General features: G+C 67.3%; 15 protein-coding genes and 1 pseudogene. 12 read left to right on the top strand and 4 right to left on the bottom strand.

The window, feature by feature from the left end; all coding sequences use genetic code 11:
• The first annotated feature begins 3 nt into the window (after positions 1–3).
• From dxs to GDIA_RS00415, 7 genes are all read left to right on the top strand, one after another.
• Positions 4–2,007 (top strand): 1-deoxy-D-xylulose-5-phosphate synthase, encoded by a 2,004-nt coding sequence (dxs, locus tag GDIA_RS00445; protein ID WP_012225422.1) that lies wholly within the window; start codon positions 4–6, stop codon positions 2,005–2,007.
• Between the two features lie 32 nt (positions 2,008–2,039).
• Positions 2,040–2,780, top strand: coding sequence for a TlyA family RNA methyltransferase (locus GDIA_RS00440; RefSeq protein ID WP_012225421.1), 741 nt, complete (start codon positions 2,040–2,042; stop codon positions 2,778–2,780).
• A gap of 81 nt (positions 2,781–2,861) precedes the next feature.
• Positions 2,862–4,076, top strand: a complete 1,215-nt coding sequence (gene rlmN, locus GDIA_RS00435) for a dual-specificity RNA methyltransferase RlmN (protein WP_012225420.1) — start codon at positions 2,862–2,864, stop codon at positions 4,074–4,076.
• Positions 4,077–4,209: 133 nt separating this feature from the next.
• Positions 4,210–5,439, top strand: a complete 1,230-nt coding sequence (locus GDIA_RS00430) for an argininosuccinate synthase (RefSeq protein WP_012225419.1) — start codon at positions 4,210–4,212, stop codon at positions 5,437–5,439.
• A gap of 48 nt (positions 5,440–5,487) precedes the next feature.
• Entirely contained in the window at positions 5,488–5,985 is a 498-nt protein-coding gene (locus GDIA_RS00425) for an FKBP-type peptidyl-prolyl cis-trans isomerase (RefSeq protein ID WP_012225418.1), read from the top strand.
• Between the two features lie 64 nt (positions 5,986–6,049).
• Positions 6,050–7,045 carry a tryptophan--tRNA ligase gene (trpS, locus tag GDIA_RS00420; protein ID WP_012225417.1) on the top strand — a complete coding sequence of 332 codons (996 nt, stop codon included), beginning with the start codon at positions 6,050–6,052 and terminating at the stop codon, positions 7,043–7,045.
• 24 nt (positions 7,046–7,069) lie between these two features.
• Complete coding sequence (locus tag GDIA_RS00415) at positions 7,070–7,489, top strand: secondary thiamine-phosphate synthase enzyme YjbQ (RefSeq protein ID WP_012225416.1); 420 nt, start codon at positions 7,070–7,072, stop codon at positions 7,487–7,489.
• A 4-nt stretch (positions 7,490–7,493) separates the two neighbouring features.
• Here GDIA_RS00415 and fghA read toward each other — a convergent pair whose 3' ends face one another.
• Positions 7,494–8,342, bottom strand: a complete 849-nt coding sequence (gene fghA, locus GDIA_RS00410) for an S-formylglutathione hydrolase (protein WP_012225415.1) — start codon at positions 8,340–8,342, stop codon at positions 7,494–7,496.
• A 4-nt stretch (positions 8,343–8,346) separates the two neighbouring features.
• Positions 8,347–9,462 carry an S-(hydroxymethyl)glutathione dehydrogenase/class III alcohol dehydrogenase gene (locus GDIA_RS00405; protein WP_012225414.1) on the bottom strand — a complete coding sequence of 372 codons (1,116 nt, stop codon included), beginning with the start codon at positions 9,460–9,462 and terminating at the stop codon, positions 8,347–8,349.
• A 229-nt stretch (positions 9,463–9,691) separates the two neighbouring features.
• Between GDIA_RS00405 and GDIA_RS00400 the strand changes: the two genes are divergently transcribed.
• Positions 9,692–10,567, top strand: coding sequence for a bestrophin family protein (locus tag GDIA_RS00400; RefSeq protein ID WP_012225413.1), 876 nt, complete (start codon positions 9,692–9,694; stop codon positions 10,565–10,567).
• 61 nt (positions 10,568–10,628) lie between these two features.
• Entirely contained in the window at positions 10,629–11,219 is a 591-nt protein-coding gene (locus GDIA_RS00395) for a CarD family transcriptional regulator (protein ID WP_012225412.1), read from the top strand.
• A 57-nt stretch (positions 11,220–11,276) separates the two neighbouring features.
• Here the strand turns inward: GDIA_RS00395 and GDIA_RS00390 are convergent, their stop codons facing one another.
• Positions 11,277–11,717, bottom strand: a complete 441-nt coding sequence (locus tag GDIA_RS00390; protein ID WP_012225411.1) for a PACE efflux transporter — start codon at positions 11,715–11,717, stop codon at positions 11,277–11,279.
• 2 nt (positions 11,718–11,719) lie between these two features.
• Positions 11,720–12,694, bottom strand: a complete 975-nt coding sequence (locus GDIA_RS00385; RefSeq protein WP_012552952.1) for a sterol desaturase family protein — start codon at positions 12,692–12,694, stop codon at positions 11,720–11,722.
• 118 nt (positions 12,695–12,812) lie between these two features.
• On the opposite strand from GDIA_RS00385, the gene GDIA_RS00380 reads away from it, so the two are divergent.
• The 3 genes and pseudogenes from GDIA_RS00380 to GDIA_RS19810 all read left to right on the top strand — a co-directional run bounded on the left by GDIA_RS00380 (position 12,813) and on the right by GDIA_RS19810 (position 14,920).
• Entirely contained in the window at positions 12,813–13,244 is a 432-nt protein-coding gene (locus GDIA_RS00380) for a response regulator (protein WP_012552951.1), read from the top strand.
• A gap of 7 nt (positions 13,245–13,251) precedes the next feature.
• A pseudogene (locus tag GDIA_RS19575) lies at positions 13,252–13,917 on the top strand (tetratricopeptide repeat protein); the annotation flags it as partial.
• A 556-nt stretch (positions 13,918–14,473) separates the two neighbouring features.
• Positions 14,474–14,920 (top strand): glycosyltransferase family 9 protein, encoded by a 447-nt coding sequence (locus GDIA_RS19810; RefSeq protein WP_322785797.1) that lies wholly within the window; start codon positions 14,474–14,476, stop codon positions 14,918–14,920.
• Positions 14,921–14,983: the final 63 nt, after the last annotated feature.

Raw genomic sequence — 14,983 nt, 5'->3', positions numbered from 1 at the left:
ATCATGTCCGAACAGAACACAGGCGCACAGCCGGGGGGCTCGGTTCCGACGCGTGGCCGCTTTCCGCTGCTGGACCGGGTGGCGTATCCCGAGGACCTGCGGAACCTGTCGGTGGAGCAGCTGAAGCAGCTGGCCGAGGAATTGCGGGCCGAGACGGTGGACGCGGTATCCACCACCGGCGGGCACCTGGGCGCGTCGCTGGGCGTGGTGGAGCTGACGGTGGCGCTGCACGCGGTGTTCGACACCCCGGCCGACCGGGTGATCTGGGATGTCGGCCACCAGGCCTATCCGCACAAGATCCTGACCGGACGGCGCGAGCGCATCCGCACCCTGCGCCAGCCCGGCGGCCTGTCGGGCTTCACCCGCCGGTGCGAGAGCGAATACGACCCGTTCGGCGCCGCCCATTCCTCGACCTCGATCTCCGCCGGGCTGGGCATGGCGGTGGCGCACCACCTGCGCGCCGAGCACGACCCCGCCTATCGCGAGCGCAACGTCGTCGCCGTCATCGGTGACGGCTCGATTTCCGCCGGCATGGCCTACGAGGCGATGAACAACGCCTCGGTCGCCGGCCCCGGCGCCGGGCGGCTGATCGTGGTGCTGAACGACAACGAGATGTCGATCGCGCCCCCGGTCGGCGCCATGTCCAACTACCTGTCGCGGCTGATGTCCTCGCGCCAGTTCCTCGGCCTGCGCGACCTGGCCGGCAAGGTGGCCCGCCGCCTGCCCGAGCGGCTGGAGCGCACCGCCAAGAAGGCCGATGAATATGCCCGCGGCATGATCACCGGCGGCACGCTGTTCGAGGAGCTGGGCTTCTACTACGTCGGCCCGGTCGACGGCCACGACCTGAACCAGCTGGTGCCGATCCTGCGCAACCTGCGCGACGCCGACGACAAGGGCCCGATCCTGCTGCACATCCTCACCGAGAAGGGACGCGGCTACCGCCCGGCCGAATCGGCGGGTGACAAGTACCACGCGGTGGCCAAGTTCAACGTGGTGACCGGCGAGCAGAAGAAGGCCCCGCCGGGACCGCCCAGCTATACCTCGGTGTTCAGCCGCGAGCTGGTGCGCCGGGCGAAGCAGGACGACACCATCGTCGCCGTCACCGCCGCCATGCCCTCGGGCACCGGGCTGGACGCCTTCGCCCGCGCCTGCCCCGACCGCTTCTTCGATGTCGGCATCGCCGAACAGCATGCGGTGACGTTCGCCGCCGGCATGGCGACCGAGGGGCTGCGGCCGTTCTGCGCCATCTATTCCACCTTCCTGCAGCGCGCCTACGACCAGGTGATGCATGACGTGGTGCTGCAGAACCTGCCGGTGCGCTTCGCCATCGACCGCGCCGGGCTGGTCGGCGCCGACGGCGCCACCCATGCCGGGGCGTTCGACATCAACTATCTGGGCTGCCTGCCGGGCATGACCATCATGGCCCCCAGCGACGAGCTGGAACTGCTGCACATGACGGCGACCGCCTGCGCCTTCGATGCCGGGCCGATCGCCCTGCGCTACCCGCGCGGCAACGGGCTGGGCCTGGCGCTGCCCGAGGCCGGCGAGATCCTGGAGATCGGCCGCGGCCGCATCATCCGCGAGATGGGCCGCCAGTCGGGGCGCGAGACCGGCGGTATCGCCATCCTGTCGCTGGGCACCCGCCTGGCCGAGGTGCTGAAGGCCGCCGACATGCTGGCCGCCCAGGGGCTGGCCCCCACCGTCGCCGACGCCCGCTTCGCCAAGCCGCTGGATACCGCGCTGATCGAGAACCTGGCCCGCAACCACGCCGTGCTGCTGACCATCGAGGACGGCGCCGAGGGCGGTTTCGGCGCCTATGTCATGCACCACCTGGCCCGCACCGGGCTGCTGGACACCATCCGCTTCCGGCCCATGACCCTGCCGGACCGCTTCATCGACCACAACACCCAGGACGCCCAATACCACCAGGCCGGCCTGGACGCCCCAGCCATCGCCGCATGCGCCATGCAGGCCCTGGGGGTTGCCGCGTCCCAACAGACGGCCTGACCGCCCCCGGAAAGGAACGAAGGGGCGCACAGGTGGCCAAGCAACGCGCGGACCAGATGCTGGTCGACCGGGGACTGGTGGAAAGCCGTACCCGCGCCCAGGCGCTGATCCTGGCCGGCCTGGTCTTTTCGGGCGACCGGCGCGTGGCCAAGGCCGGCGACCAGTTGCCCGAGGACGCGCCGCTGCGGCTGAAGGGACAGGATCATCCCTGGGTGTCGCGCGGCGGCATCAAACTGGCGCATGCGCTGGCGCATTTCGGCCTGTCGCCCGAAGGCGGCATCTGCCTGGATGTCGGCGCGTCGACCGGCGGCTTCACCGACGTCCTGCTGACGCACGGCGCGGCAAAAATCTATGCCGTCGATGTCGGGCATGGCCAACTGGCCTGGAAGCTGCGCAGCGACCCGCGCGTGACGGTGCTGGAAAAATGCAACGCCCGCGCGCTGGATGCGACGACGATCCCCGACCCGATCGACGTGCTGGTCTGCGATGCCAGCTTCATCGGCCTGCGCACGGTCCTGCCCGCCGGGCTGGCGTTGTGCCGTCCGGGCGCCGGGGCCGTGGCCCTGATCAAGCCGCAATTCGAGGCCGGGCGCGACGCGGTGGGGCCAAAGGGCGTGGTGCGCGACCCCGCGATCCATGACGCGGTCTGCGCCACCATCCGCGACTGGTGGTCCGCCATGCCCGGCTGGACGGTGCTGGGGATCGAACCCAGCCCGATCACGGGCCCGGAAGGCAACCGCGAATTCCTGATCGCCGCGCGGCGGGACGGATAGTAATTCCCCCATTTGCGTCCGGATGTGATAGGCAGCGCGGATTCCGCCCTTCGCCCACGTCCGTTGCATGAGTACCTGTCCATGACCGCCGTTCCCGCCCCCGCCCAGCAGCCCGCCGAAACCGGACTGGCGGCCTCGATGACCGAGGTCGAACGAAAGCGGATTCTGGCAAAATCCGCGCTGTTCGCCCCACCGGCCGGCGTGCTGCCCGACGGACGGCGCGAACTGGTCGGCCTGTCGCGCGAAGAACTGACGCAGGCGCTGGTGGAAATCGGCGAGAAGCCCTTTCGTACCAAGCAGTTGTGGCACTGGATCTATCACCAGGGCGTCACGGATTTCGCACGCATGTCCTCGATCGCCAAGCCGTTGCAGGCGAAGCTGGCCGAGCGTTTCGTCGTCGGCCGGCCCGATGCGGCGATGGTGCAGACCTCGACGGACGAGACCCGCAAGTTCCTCTTCCGCTTCCGCGACGGGCAGGAGGCCGAGACGGTCTATATCCCCGACCGGCGCGAGGATCGGGGCGCTGTCTGCATTTCCTCGCAGGTCGGCTGCACGCTGTCCTGCACCTTCTGCCATACCGGCACGCAGAAGCTGGTGCGCAACCTGGGGGCGGCGGAAATCGTCGGCCAGTTCATGGCGGCACGCGACAGCTACGGCGAATGGCCCAGCCCAAAGGGCGACACGCCGCGCCTGCTGTCGACCATCGTGCTGATGGGCATGGGCGAGCCGCTGTATAATTACGAGAACATCGCCAAGGCGATGAAGATCATCATGGATGGCGAGGGCATCGGCCTGTCGCGCCGCCGCATTACCCTGTCCACCTCGGGCGTGATCCCGATGATGGACCAGTGCGGGTCCGAACTGGGAATCAACCTCGCGATCTCGCTGCACGCGGTGCGCAACGACCTGCGTGACGAGATCGTCCCGCTGAACCGCAAATATCCGATCGAGGACCTGATCGCGGCGTGCCGCCGCTATCCCACCGCCAGCAACGCACGGCGCATCACGTTCGAATACATCATGTTGCGCGGCGTGAATGACAGCGAGGCCGAAGCCCGCGAACTGGTCCGCCTGATCGCCGGCATCCCCGCGAAGGTCAACCTGATCCCGTTCAACCCGTGGCCCGGCAGCGCCTACAAGCCGTCCACGCGCGAACAACTGGCGAAATTCGCCCAGATCGTGATGGATGCGGGCTTCGCCTCGCCGATCCGCATGCCGCGCGGGCGCGACATCCTGGCCGCGTGCGGCCAGTTGCGGACGGAAAGCGAGCGCGAGCGCCGGAACGCCACGGCCTGAGCCCCGGACACAGGCACGCCGCCGAATTGGCGGCGCGCCCGCTGGCACCGGCGGCGATCCGGTGCTAGGACCCGGAACATCGGTGCGGAACGCCGCATCATCGCGCAGCCTCGACGACAGGAGTGTCCTCCCCATGGCCGTAAAGGACGTCAAGAAGGTCGTGCTCGCCTATTCCGGCGGGCTCGATACATCGGTAATTCTGCGCTGGCTGCAGACCACCTACGGGTGCGAGGTCGTCACCTTCACCGCCGACCTCGGCCAGGGCGAGGAACTGGAACCCGCCCGCAAGAAGGCCGAAATGTTCGGCGTGAAGGAAATCTTCGTCGAGGACCTGCGCGAGACCTTCGTCAAGGACTTCGTCTTCCCGATGTTCCGCGCCAACACGCTGTATGAAGGCCAGTACCTGCTGGGGACCTCCATCGCGCGTCCGCTGATCGCCCAGCGCCAGATCGAAATCGCCGAGGCCGTGGGTGCCGACGCCGTGGCCCATGGCGCGACGGGCAAGGGCAACGACCAGGTGCGCTTCGAACTGGCCTATTACGCGCTGAAGCCCGACGTGACGGTCATCTCCCCCTGGCGGGAATGGGACCTGACCTCGCGCACGCGGCTGCTGGCCTTCGCCGAGGAACATCAGATCCCTATCGCGAAGGACAAGCGCGGCGAGGCCCCGTTCTCGGTCGATGCCAACCTGCTGCACTCCTCGTCCGAAGGCAAGCTGCTGGAAGACCCTGCCGTCGCACCCGATGAAATCGTCTTCCAGCGCACGATCTCGCCCGAGGCCGCGCCGGACGTCGCGACCGAAATCGCGATCGATTTCGTCTCGGGCGACCCGGTGGCGCTGAACGGCGTCACCCTGTCCCCCGCCACGCTGCTGGCGCGGCTGAACGAACTGGGCAAGGCCAACGGGATCGGGCGGCTGGACCTGGTGGAAAACCGCTTCGTCGGCATGAAGTCGCGCGGCATCTACGAAACGCCGGGCGGCACCATCCTGCTGGCGGCGCATCGCAGCATGGAAACCATCACGCTGGACCGCGAGGCCGGGCACCTGAAGGACAGCCTGATGCCCCGCTATGCCGAACTGATCTATAACGGCTTCTGGTTCTCGCCCGAGCGGCGCATGCTCCAGGCCCTGATCGACGAAAGCCAGCATTCCGTGACCGGACGCGTGCGGCTGAAGCTGTACAAGGGCAATGTGATCTGCGTCGGGCGGGAAAGCCCCCATAGCCTGTACGATACCCGCGTTGTGACATTCGAAGACGACGAAGGGGCGTATAATCAAAGCGATGCACTGGGCTTCATCAAGCTGAACGCCCTGCGTCTGCGTCTGGGCGCGCAGATCGGACGGCGCGGCGGCGCGCTGTAGGATCGCGTCCCGCATGTCGTTCCATTCGTCCTGTCTGACCGAGGTGTCATGAAACGTCTGTCCCGCTTCATTCCCCTCCTTCTCGCTTCTTCCCTGGCCCTGCCGCTGGCGGCCTGCGGGGGGAGCCGCCCCGAGGAATACAAGCCGGAGATGACCCCGGCGCAATTCATGGCCAAGGTCCGGGCCGAGCCCGGCGTCCAGTCGCTGCCCGACGGCCTGGCCTACAAGGTCCTGAAATCCGGCCCCAAGGACGGGCAGAGCCCCGTTCCGGGCGATGTCATGATGGTGATCTACGAAGGCCGCCTGCCCGAAGGCGGCATCTTCGACAGTTCGGACCAGCACGGCCAGGGCGCCTATATGCAGATGCCGCTGGACGGCGTCATCAAGGGCTGGATGGAAGGCCTGCCGCTGATGCATGTCGGCGATATCTGGATGCTCTACGTTCCGCCGGAACTGGGGTATGGCCATCGCTCGATGGGCATCATCCCGGCGGACAGCCCGCTGGTCTTCAAGATCCAGCTTCTGGGTGTCTCCAAGCCGCAGTAGCCGGCATGTCCCCCCGGACCGGACGGCTTGACCGGACGGGGGGAAACGCCTGAAAAGAACGGCCATGCAACGCATCTTTTCCGGCATTCAGCCGACCGGCATTCCGCAATTGGGCAACTATCTGGGCGCGATCCGCAACTGGGTCGCGCTGCAGCAGGACCATGAGTGCATCTTCTGCCTCGTGGACCTGCACGCCATCACGGTGTGGCAGGACCCTGAGGCGCTGCGCCAGCAGACGCTGGCCCAGACCGCCGTGCTGTTGGCGGCGGGGATCGACCCCAAGGCCCATATCCTGTTCAACCAGTCCGCCGTCAGCGCCCATGCCCGGCTGGGCTGGATCTTCAACTGCGTGTCGCGCCTGGGCTGGCTGAACCGGATGACGCAGTTCAAGGACAAGGCCGGCAAGGACCGCGAAAACCATTCGGCCGGCCTGTATATCTACCCCAACCTGATGGCGGCCGACATCCTGGCCTACAAGGCGACGCGGGTGCCCGTCGGGGACGACCAGCGCCAGCATCTGGAACTGGCTAACGACATCGCACAGAAATTCAACCACGATTACGGCGTGGACTTCTTCCCGGCGATCGAGGCCCTGATTCCTGCCGGCGCCGCGCGGGTCATGAGCCTGCGCGACGGCACCAAGAAGATGTCCAAATCCGATCCGTCGGCCCAGAGCCGGATCGAGATGACCGACGACGCCGACGCGATCGCGCTGAAGATCCGCCGGGCCAAGACCGACCCCGAACCCCTGCCCACCGACCCCGCCGACCTGCAATCACGCCCCGAGGCCCGGAACCTGGTGGAGATCTATGCCGTTCTGAGCGGCATGACGGTGGCGGACGTGCTGGCCCGCCATGGCGGCACGGGGTTCGGGCCGTTCAAGGCGGCGCTGACCGACGTGCTGGTCGCGGCCGTGACGCCCATCGGGGCGGAAACCAGGCGCCTGCTGGACGCCCCGGAGCACCTGCAGGCCGTGCTGCGCGAAGGGGCCGCACGCGCGAACGCCATTGCCGAGCCGATCGTCAGCGAGGTCGAACGCCTCGTCGGCTTCCTGAAATAGAGACACATTATCGGGAGCATCCCCATGCGCCAGGCCCTGCATCGCCTCAGCATCGCCACCCACGGCAAGGGCCTGGTGATGTTCACGCGCGACGTCCTGCACTGGGTCGCGGATACCGGGATCGAAACCGGCCTGCTGACGCTATGGTGCCGGCATACCTCGGCCTCGCTGACCGTGCAGGAAAACGCCGACCCGACGGTGCTGGAGGACATCAAGCGCTATTTCGAGGCGCTGGTCCCCGAGGCGCCCGGCCGCTACATTCATGACGACGAGGGACCGGACGACATGCCGGCCCATTTGCGCAGCATGCTGACCCAGACCCAGCTTTCGATCCCGGTTGCCGACGGGCGGCCGGTCCTGGGCACATGGCAGGGGCTTTACCTGTTCGAACACCGCCGCCAGCCCCATCGACGCGAAATCATCCTGCACCTTATAGGCGAATAGGCCCCTATCGCCGCAGGATCGCCGCGTGATGGGTCAGGTGATCCTGGATGAAGGACTGGATGAACCAGTAGGAATGATCGTATCCGGCGTGGCGGCGCAGGATCAGGCCCTGCCCTGCCGCCTTCGCGGCCTCTTCCAGATGCCACGGCTGCAACTGTTCGGGCAGGAACGGGTCGGCCTCGCCCTGGTCCACCAGGATGGTGGTCGGATGCGTCCGTCCCGCCCGCAGCAGCAGGGTGGCGTCATGCGCCGCCCAGGTGGCGCGGTCCGGGCCCAGATAACCTGAAAACGCCTTTTCGCCCCACGGCACGGCGGCGGGGTGCACGATGGGCGCGAACGCCGAGACCGACTTCCAGCGGTCGGGCGCGCGCAACGCATGGACCAGCGCCCCGTGGCCGCCCATGGAATGGCCCATGATTCCCCGCCGGGTACCGTCCAGCGGAAAATGGGCCTCGGTCAGCGCGGGCAGTTCCTCGGCGACGTAGCGTCCCATCCGGTAGTGCGCCGCCCACGGCGCCTGGGTCGCGTCCAGGTAGAATCCGGCCCCGCTGCCGAAATCGTAGCTGTCGTCCTCGCCCGCGATGCCGGCACCGCGCGGCGAGGTGTCGGTGGCCACCAGCGCGATCCCGTATTCGGCGGCGAAGCGGATGGCGTTCGCCTTGATCAGGAAGGTTTCCTCGGTGCAGGTCAGGCCGGCCAGGACATGCAGGACCGGTACCCGCGCCGCATCGGACGCGCCATCGGGAACGAAGACGGCGAAGCGCGCCTCCAGCCCCAGGCTGTCGGACAGATGGCTGTAATATCCGACCGTGCCGCCGCAGCACGCATGCGTCTCGCGGGTGGTAATCGGCATCGGATCAGAATTCGACGACGGTGCGGATGCTCTCGCCCCGCGCCATCAGGTCGAATCCCTCGTTGATGCGCGACAGCGGCAGCGTGTGGGTGATCAGGTCGTCGATGTTGATCTTGCCCTCCATGTACCAGTCCACGATCTTCGGCACGTCCGTGCGCCCGCGCGCGCCGCCGAAGGCCGAGCCGATCCACCGCCGGCCGGTGACGAGTTGGAACGGGCGGGTGCTGATTTCCTGCCCCGCACCGGCCACGCCGATGATGGTCGAAAGACCCCAGCCGCGATGGGAACATTCCAGCGCCTGGCGCATCAGCGTCGGGTTGCCCACGCATTCGAACGAATAATCCGCGCCGCCGCCCGTCAGTTCGACCAGATGGCCGACGATGTCGCCGTCGGGCCCCAGGTCCTTCGGATTGACGAAATGCGTCATGCCGAACTTGCGCGCCATCGCCTCGCGCGCCGGATTGATGTCGACGCCGACGATCATGTCGGCCCCCACCATCCTGGCCCCCTGGATGACGTTCAGACCGATCCCGCCCAGGCCGAACACCACGACGGTCGATCCCGTTTCCACCTTGGCGGTAAACAGGACCGCGCCGATGCCGGTGGTGACGCCGCAGCCGATATAGCAGACCTTGTCGAACGGCGCGTCGGGGCGGATTTTCGCCAGCGCGATCTCGGGCAGGACCGTGTAGTTCGCGAAGGTCGAGCAGCCCATGTAATGACGGATCGGCCGCCCCTTGTAGGAAAAGCGCGACGTGCCGTCGGGCATCAGGCCCTTTCCCTGCGTCGAGCGGATCGCGGTACACAGGTTGGTCTTGCGCGACAGGCAGGATTTACATTCGCGGCATTCGGGGGTGTAGAGCGGGATCACGTGGTCGCCGGGCTTCAGGTGCGTCACCCCCGGCCCGACCTCGACCACCACGCCGGCGCCCTCGTGCCCCAGGATGGCGGGGAACAGCCCCTCGGGGTCCGCGCCGGACAGGGTGAACTTGTCGGTATGGCACAGGCCCGTGGCCCTGATCTCGACCAGGACCTCGCCCGCGCGGGGGCCTTCGAGCTGGACGGTTTCGATTTCAAGGGGTTTGCCTGCCTCGAAGGCGACAGCCGCTCTGACATCCATGACTACGATACTCCCCGTGTCGGATCTGGAATCGTCTGGGCCATAAAGCCCCCTGGTATTGGCATGGTCAATGGCGCGGATCGGGCCCGTGCCCCGCGCCGACTGCGACAGAAGATGTCCCGTTCGTCACAAATTTCATCTTTCCCGGCAGGACATTGTCTTTCCGGTCATGCCATGTCAGCCACTATGGTCCACGTGAATCCGACCCATCGAAAGGGAGAGAACTGCGATGATTGTCGACCGGCGGATCGGATTGTTCATTCTGATGCGCGAAAGCCTGCTGGCGCTGGCCATCCTGGGCGCGTGGGACGTCTTCGTCGTCATCATGTTCCAGGTCTATCACCAGGACTGGATGGAACAGCCCACGCTGCCGGTCTCGCTGATCGGTTCGGCGGTCGTGCTGTTCCTGAGCGTGCGGAACACCGCCGCCTATAATCGCTGGTGGGAGGCACGGACCCTGTGGGGCGCCATCACCAACAATTGCCGGTCCTTCGGGCGGCAGGCGGGCTCGCTGCTGGGCGGGCGGCCCGACCTGGCGCGGGCCATGGCGGCCTATCCCTATGCCCTGCGCGGCGCGCTGGGCCGCCTGGACTGCGCCGAGGACGTGGAGCGCCTGCTGCCGCCCCCGATGCAGCAGGCCATCGCCGGCTGGACGAACCAGCCGAATGCGATCCTCTACCAGATCGGCCTAGCCGTGAACCAGGAGGTCGCACGGCAGGGAATCGACGGGGCCGTCCACGGCCAGATCGACCGCATCCTGTCCGACCTGGCCAATGCCCAGGGGGGGCTGGAGCGCATTCGCAACACGCCGCTGGCGATCCAGTTTTCCCTGATTCCCCGGCTGGTGGCGAATGTGTTCTGCGTCGTGCTGCCGCTGTCGATGGTGCAGACGCTGGGCTGGATCACGCCCCTGGGGTCGTCCCTGGTCGGCCTGCTGTTCGTGGCGCTGGACAAGATCGGCAGCGACCTGCAGGAACCGTTCGTCCGCTCGCCGCACGCCATGCCGATGCTGACCATGGCCAGGACGATCGAAATCGACCTGCTGCAGCCGGCGGGCCAGCCGGTCGGCGGCCCCATTGCGCCGGTGCGCGGCGTGCAATCCTGACCACACCCCCACCCGGCGGGGGACCGAGACATGTTACGAAAAATGTGATATACAGTATTGCATGAGCATGTTCAGAACGACCCCGAAGGGCGGCGTGACCGATGCGATGGCCCGCACCGCCGCTGCCGCAACCGCCGCGCAGGCCAAGACCAAGGTCAAGGATGAGGACCCGTTCCGCGAAGGCGACGCCATCGTCTATGCCGCGCATGGCGTCGGACGGGTGGATCGCATCGGCATTGACGAGATCGCGGGCACCAAGCTGGAAATGATCCAGATTTCGTTTCCCGGCAACCAGATGACCCTGCGCATTCCGCTGGCGAAGGCGCGCAAGGCGGGATTGCGCAAGATCGTGTCGCGCGAAATCGTGGACAAGGCGATGGCGATCATCAAGGGAAAGCCGCATGTCAGCCGTGGCATGTGGGCCCGCCGCGCCGTCGCCTACCAGGAAAAGATCAATTCCGGCGACCTGGTGCAGATCGCCGAGGTGCTGCGCGACCTGCGCCGCAATGTCGACAGCCTGGACGGCAGCTTCAGCGAGCGCAAGCTGTTCGAAGCCGCCCAGGAACGCTTCGTGGCCGAGGTCGCGGTGCTGGAGGGCAAGGAACCCACGGCGGTTCTGGAAGCCCTGACGGCGGCGATGAAGGCGGCCTGACGCCCCTCCCCGGGATGATGGAAAAAGGCCCTGAAAGCGCGTCTTCCAGGGCCTTTTTCATGCCCGGCCGCCGTGCGGAAGGGCTGCGGCCGGAACGGGAAAGACGATGTCGTAGGCCCAGGTGAAGGCGAAATTGTACACCAGGTAGAACAGGGTCAGGCTGATATTGGCCACGAACGCGGACAGCAGCCCCTGGCCCAGATACAGGGCGATCGCGGGCACCAGCATCACGATCAGCCCGACCTGGTACAGCACGGCATGCGCCAGACGGTCGGCCAGCACCTTGTGCGTCGTGCCCTTCAGCGCCAGCAGCGCACGGTCGAACCCCCGGTTGAAGATGTAGTTCCACAGGACCGCGACACTGGTCGAGCCGAGCCCGATCGCGCCCATGTCGGCGGCACGGATGCCCAGTACCGCCTGCCCGCCCGGCACCACCATGGCCAGCCCCAGGGTTTCGAACAGCAGGACGTAGCGGATCCGGTCCCGGGTCGTGCGCATCGTCACCGTGCCGTGGGGCTGGACGAACCGGCGGCCCCTGCCCGCCGCCAGCGCCGGGTCGCCAGACGCCAGGACAGCCGCAGCCCGGCCGCCTGCTGGGCCAGCCAGCCGCCGCTGACCAGGGCGGCCTCGGCCTTCGGGTCCCCGGTCTCCACCACGCTGTGCGAGAAATTCGCGGTGCGCAGGATCATGTCCCACCAGGGAAAGACCGAGCCGTAATTGCAGGAATTGCGCCCGGCCGAGCGCAGGCCGTGATGCACGCGGTGGAACTGCGGCGAAACCAGAAGCCGTTCGCCCAGCCAGCCGAAACCCACCCGCGTATTGGCATGCGACAGGCTTTCGACCAGGCGCAGCACCAGGATCAGCAGCGGAAACTGCAGCGGCGGCACCCCGATCAGCAGGCCCACGGCGATCGCCCAGACATACGAGATGACGTCGTCCACCAGGTGGTTGCGATCATCCGACCAGAAGGTCATCTGCGTCTGGGCATGGTGCAGCGCATGCAGCCCGTACCACCAGGCAAAGACATGCGACAGCCGGTGCCGCCAGTAATCGGCGAAATCCAGGATCACCGCGTACAGGAAGAAGGTCGCGACCGGCCAGTCCATCAGCGTGGGAAAGGTGGATTCCAGGGTGGGCGGAATATAGCCGTGATCGGTCAGGACCCCGTTCATCCAGGTCTGGATCTCGTAGAATCCGAAGAACGTCACCAGCGGGAAGATGCCGATCCGCGCGATCAGGGTATAGACGACATCCATCGTCACATTGTCGCGGTTTTCCCATGTCCGCAGCGGCCAGAACCGTTCCAGCGGCATGCAGATCGCCAGGTTCAGCACGACCTGCAGCACGCCATAGATCGCGAACATCGCCCACAGGAAGGACGTGTCCTCCCACTCCATCCATCCGAAACGGTAGAGGATCGGGATCAGCCAGTTTTCCTGGATCCATCCGGCAAGCCATGTAAACGGGTCGATCATTCCGGCCATCCTGTTGTCGCGTGACGCGCCCGGCAGCTTATCGCATCAGCGCAGGTCTGTTCAGCCATCCCGGGCACCCGCCATGAACCGTCCCCGGTCCGGTGCGTTGGAACAGCCCATGACTCACCTGACACCGACACATCTGCCCGATGCCGTGCCCATGGATAAAGCCCCGATCCTGCTTGTCGAGGACGATTTCCTGATTCGCATGGCCCTGGCCGCCTATCTGCGCGAGCGTGGCGGCTTCACGGTCGTGGAGGCCGACGATACCGCCACCGCCCTGGCCGCCATCGATGCCCAGCCCTGCCTGTCGATCCTGCTGACCGACATGCGGATTCCCGGTCCGATGAGCGGATCGGACGTGGCGGCGGCGGCCCGGGCCAAATGGCCGGACCTGCCGGTGCTGTACGTGACCGGCACCGCCGCGCGGGGCGACGGATCGGCCGTAAGCGCGAACCGCGATAGCTATGTGGGCAAGCCCTTCGAGCCCTCGGCGGTCCTGAAGCAGGTTCACGCCATGCTGGACCCGCCGCACGGTTCCGCGCCATGAAGTCTTCATGAAAACGATCGCCGACCCGGATTCCCCGCCTGCCGACCTGAATGCCCCCCTGCGGCAGGCCCTGGACTGGATCAGGGCCGGGCGGTTCGCCGACGCGCGGGCGCTGCTGGAACCCCTGGCGGCCCGGCCCGGCATCCGCCCCGGCGAACACCCCGACGAGCGGCTGAACCTGCTGCTGGCCTATGCGCTGGGCGGCAGCCATGAACCTGTTCGCGCGGCGGCGCTGTTCTGCGCCCTGGCCCTTCGCTACCCCGCCGCCGTCCATCCGGCCTACGACCTGGTCACGCTGCTGGTCGCCCAGAACCGCCGCGCGGATGCCGAACCCGTGCTGCAGGAAGTCGTCGCCCGCACGCCGCATGACGGGCGCGCCCATGAATCGCTGGGCGACCTGCTGATCCAGCTCGGGCGCTTCCGCGATGCCGAGGCCCGGTTGCGGACGGCCATCGACCTGCGCCCCGACAGCCTGTCCGCGCAGAACCTGATGGCGGCGTGCCTGTCGGAACAGGGCCGCAATGCCGAAGCCGACGCCATCTTCCGCCGCGTGCTGGCAGCCCATCCCGACGATGCGACGACCCATGCCAACCGCGGCCACCTGCTGGCGGCCGAAAACACGTTCGACGCCGCGCTGGACCATTTCCGCCAGGCCATCGCGCTGCGCCCCGACGACGCCCGCGTCCGGCTGAACCACTCGATCGCGCTGCTGAAGGCCGGGCGCTACGCCGAGGGGTGGACCGAGCATGAATGGCGCTTCCGCCTGCCGGGCCATGCCAGCGTGTCGGCCGCCACCCTGATGCCGTCGCTGACCCCGGACCTGGACATCGCCGGCACACATATCCTGCTGACGCACGAGGAAGGGCTGGGCGATACGCTGATGTATCTGCGCTATCTTCCCCCGCTGGTCCGCCGGGGGGCGCGCCTGACCGTACGGGTGCCCGAGACTTTGGCGCCCCTGGTCCGGCGCATCGCCGGCCTGCATCGGGTCATCACCGGCGACCAGCCGGCCCCGGCCCCGGTGCCAGCCTATGACTGGCATTGCCCGCTGATCAGCCTGCCCCGGGTCTTCGCCGCGACCGCCGAGGCGATGGGCGACCCGCCGCCCTACCTGACCGCCTCGCCCGAACTGGTCCGGGCACTGGCGGCCCTATCTGCCGTCCAACGGGCGGCTGAATGTCGGCGTGGTCTGGGCAGGCTCCTCCCGCCCCGACGTGACGAAGGCCTATATGACCGACCGCCGGCGGTCGATGAAGCTGGCGGCGCTGGCACCGCTGGGCCGCGTCGCCGGCATCAATCTGGTCAGCCTGCAGAAAGGGCCGGCGACCGCCCAGATGGCCGACCTGCCCGACGACATGCGGCTGTACGACCCGATGGAGGACGTGCGCGACATGGACGACACGGCGGCGCTGGTCGCGTCGCTGGACGTGGTGGTGTCGGTCGATACGTCGATCGTGCATCTGGCCGGCGCGCTCGGCCGGCCGGTTATCATGCTGGACCGCTACGACAATTGCTGGCGCTGGCTGTCGGGGCGCGAGGACAGCCCGTGGTATCCGACCCTGCGCATCATCCGGCAGCCACGCCCGCACGCCTGGGACGACGTCGTGGCCGGGACCGCCGCCATCCTGGAACAGATGGCGGCCGGCATGCCTGAGAGGCTGTTTCAAAAGTCCTGATGCTGAGCGAGATCGGCCCGAAGGGCCGCGTCCGTCGTGTGTTTTTGAGCACCGAAGCGGAGC

It is taken from the genome of Gluconacetobacter diazotrophicus PA1 5 (genome assembly GCF_000021325.1).
GTDB classification, from domain to species: domain Bacteria; phylum Pseudomonadota; class Alphaproteobacteria; order Acetobacterales; family Acetobacteraceae; genus Gluconacetobacter; species Gluconacetobacter diazotrophicus.
Note: the sequence above shows the minus strand (reverse complement) of the source record. Positions and strands in the feature narration are given on the sequence as shown.

Bases quoted from the DNA above. Each gene is read 5' to 3' on its own strand.
- dxs (WP_012225422.1), top strand. From the start codon at position 4: ATGTCCGAACAGAACACAGGCGCACAGCCGGGGGGCTCGGTTCCGACG.
- rlmN (WP_012225420.1), top strand. From the start codon at position 2,862: ATGACCGCCGTTCCCGCCCCCGCCCAGCAGCCCGCCGAAACCGGACTG.
- GDIA_RS00430 (WP_012225419.1), top strand. From the start codon at position 4,210: ATGGCCGTAAAGGACGTCAAGAAGGTCGTGCTCGCCTATTCCGGCGGG.
- GDIA_RS00425 (WP_012225418.1), top strand. From the start codon at position 5,488: ATGAAACGTCTGTCCCGCTTCATTCCCCTCCTTCTCGCTTCTTCCCTG.
- trpS (WP_012225417.1), top strand. From the start codon at position 6,050: ATGCAACGCATCTTTTCCGGCATTCAGCCGACCGGCATTCCGCAATTG.
- GDIA_RS00415 (WP_012225416.1), top strand. From the start codon at position 7,070: ATGCGCCAGGCCCTGCATCGCCTCAGCATCGCCACCCACGGCAAGGGC.
- fghA (WP_012225415.1), bottom strand. From the start codon at position 8,342: ATGCCGATTACCACCCGCGAGACGCATGCGTGCTGCGGCGGCACGGTC.
- GDIA_RS00405 (WP_012225414.1), bottom strand. From the start codon at position 9,462: ATGGATGTCAGAGCGGCTGTCGCCTTCGAGGCAGGCAAACCCCTTGAA.
- GDIA_RS00400 (WP_012225413.1), top strand. From the start codon at position 9,692: ATGATTGTCGACCGGCGGATCGGATTGTTCATTCTGATGCGCGAAAGC.
- GDIA_RS00395 (WP_012225412.1), top strand. From the start codon at position 10,629: ATGAGCATGTTCAGAACGACCCCGAAGGGCGGCGTGACCGATGCGATG.
- GDIA_RS00390 (WP_012225411.1), bottom strand. From the start codon at position 11,717: ATGCGCACGACCCGGGACCGGATCCGCTACGTCCTGCTGTTCGAAACC.
- GDIA_RS00385 (WP_012552952.1), bottom strand. From the start codon at position 12,694: ATGATCGACCCGTTTACATGGCTTGCCGGATGGATCCAGGAAAACTGG.
- GDIA_RS00380 (WP_012552951.1), top strand. From the start codon at position 12,813: ATGACTCACCTGACACCGACACATCTGCCCGATGCCGTGCCCATGGAT.
- GDIA_RS19810 (WP_322785797.1), top strand. From the start codon at position 14,474: ATGACCGACCGCCGGCGGTCGATGAAGCTGGCGGCGCTGGCACCGCTG.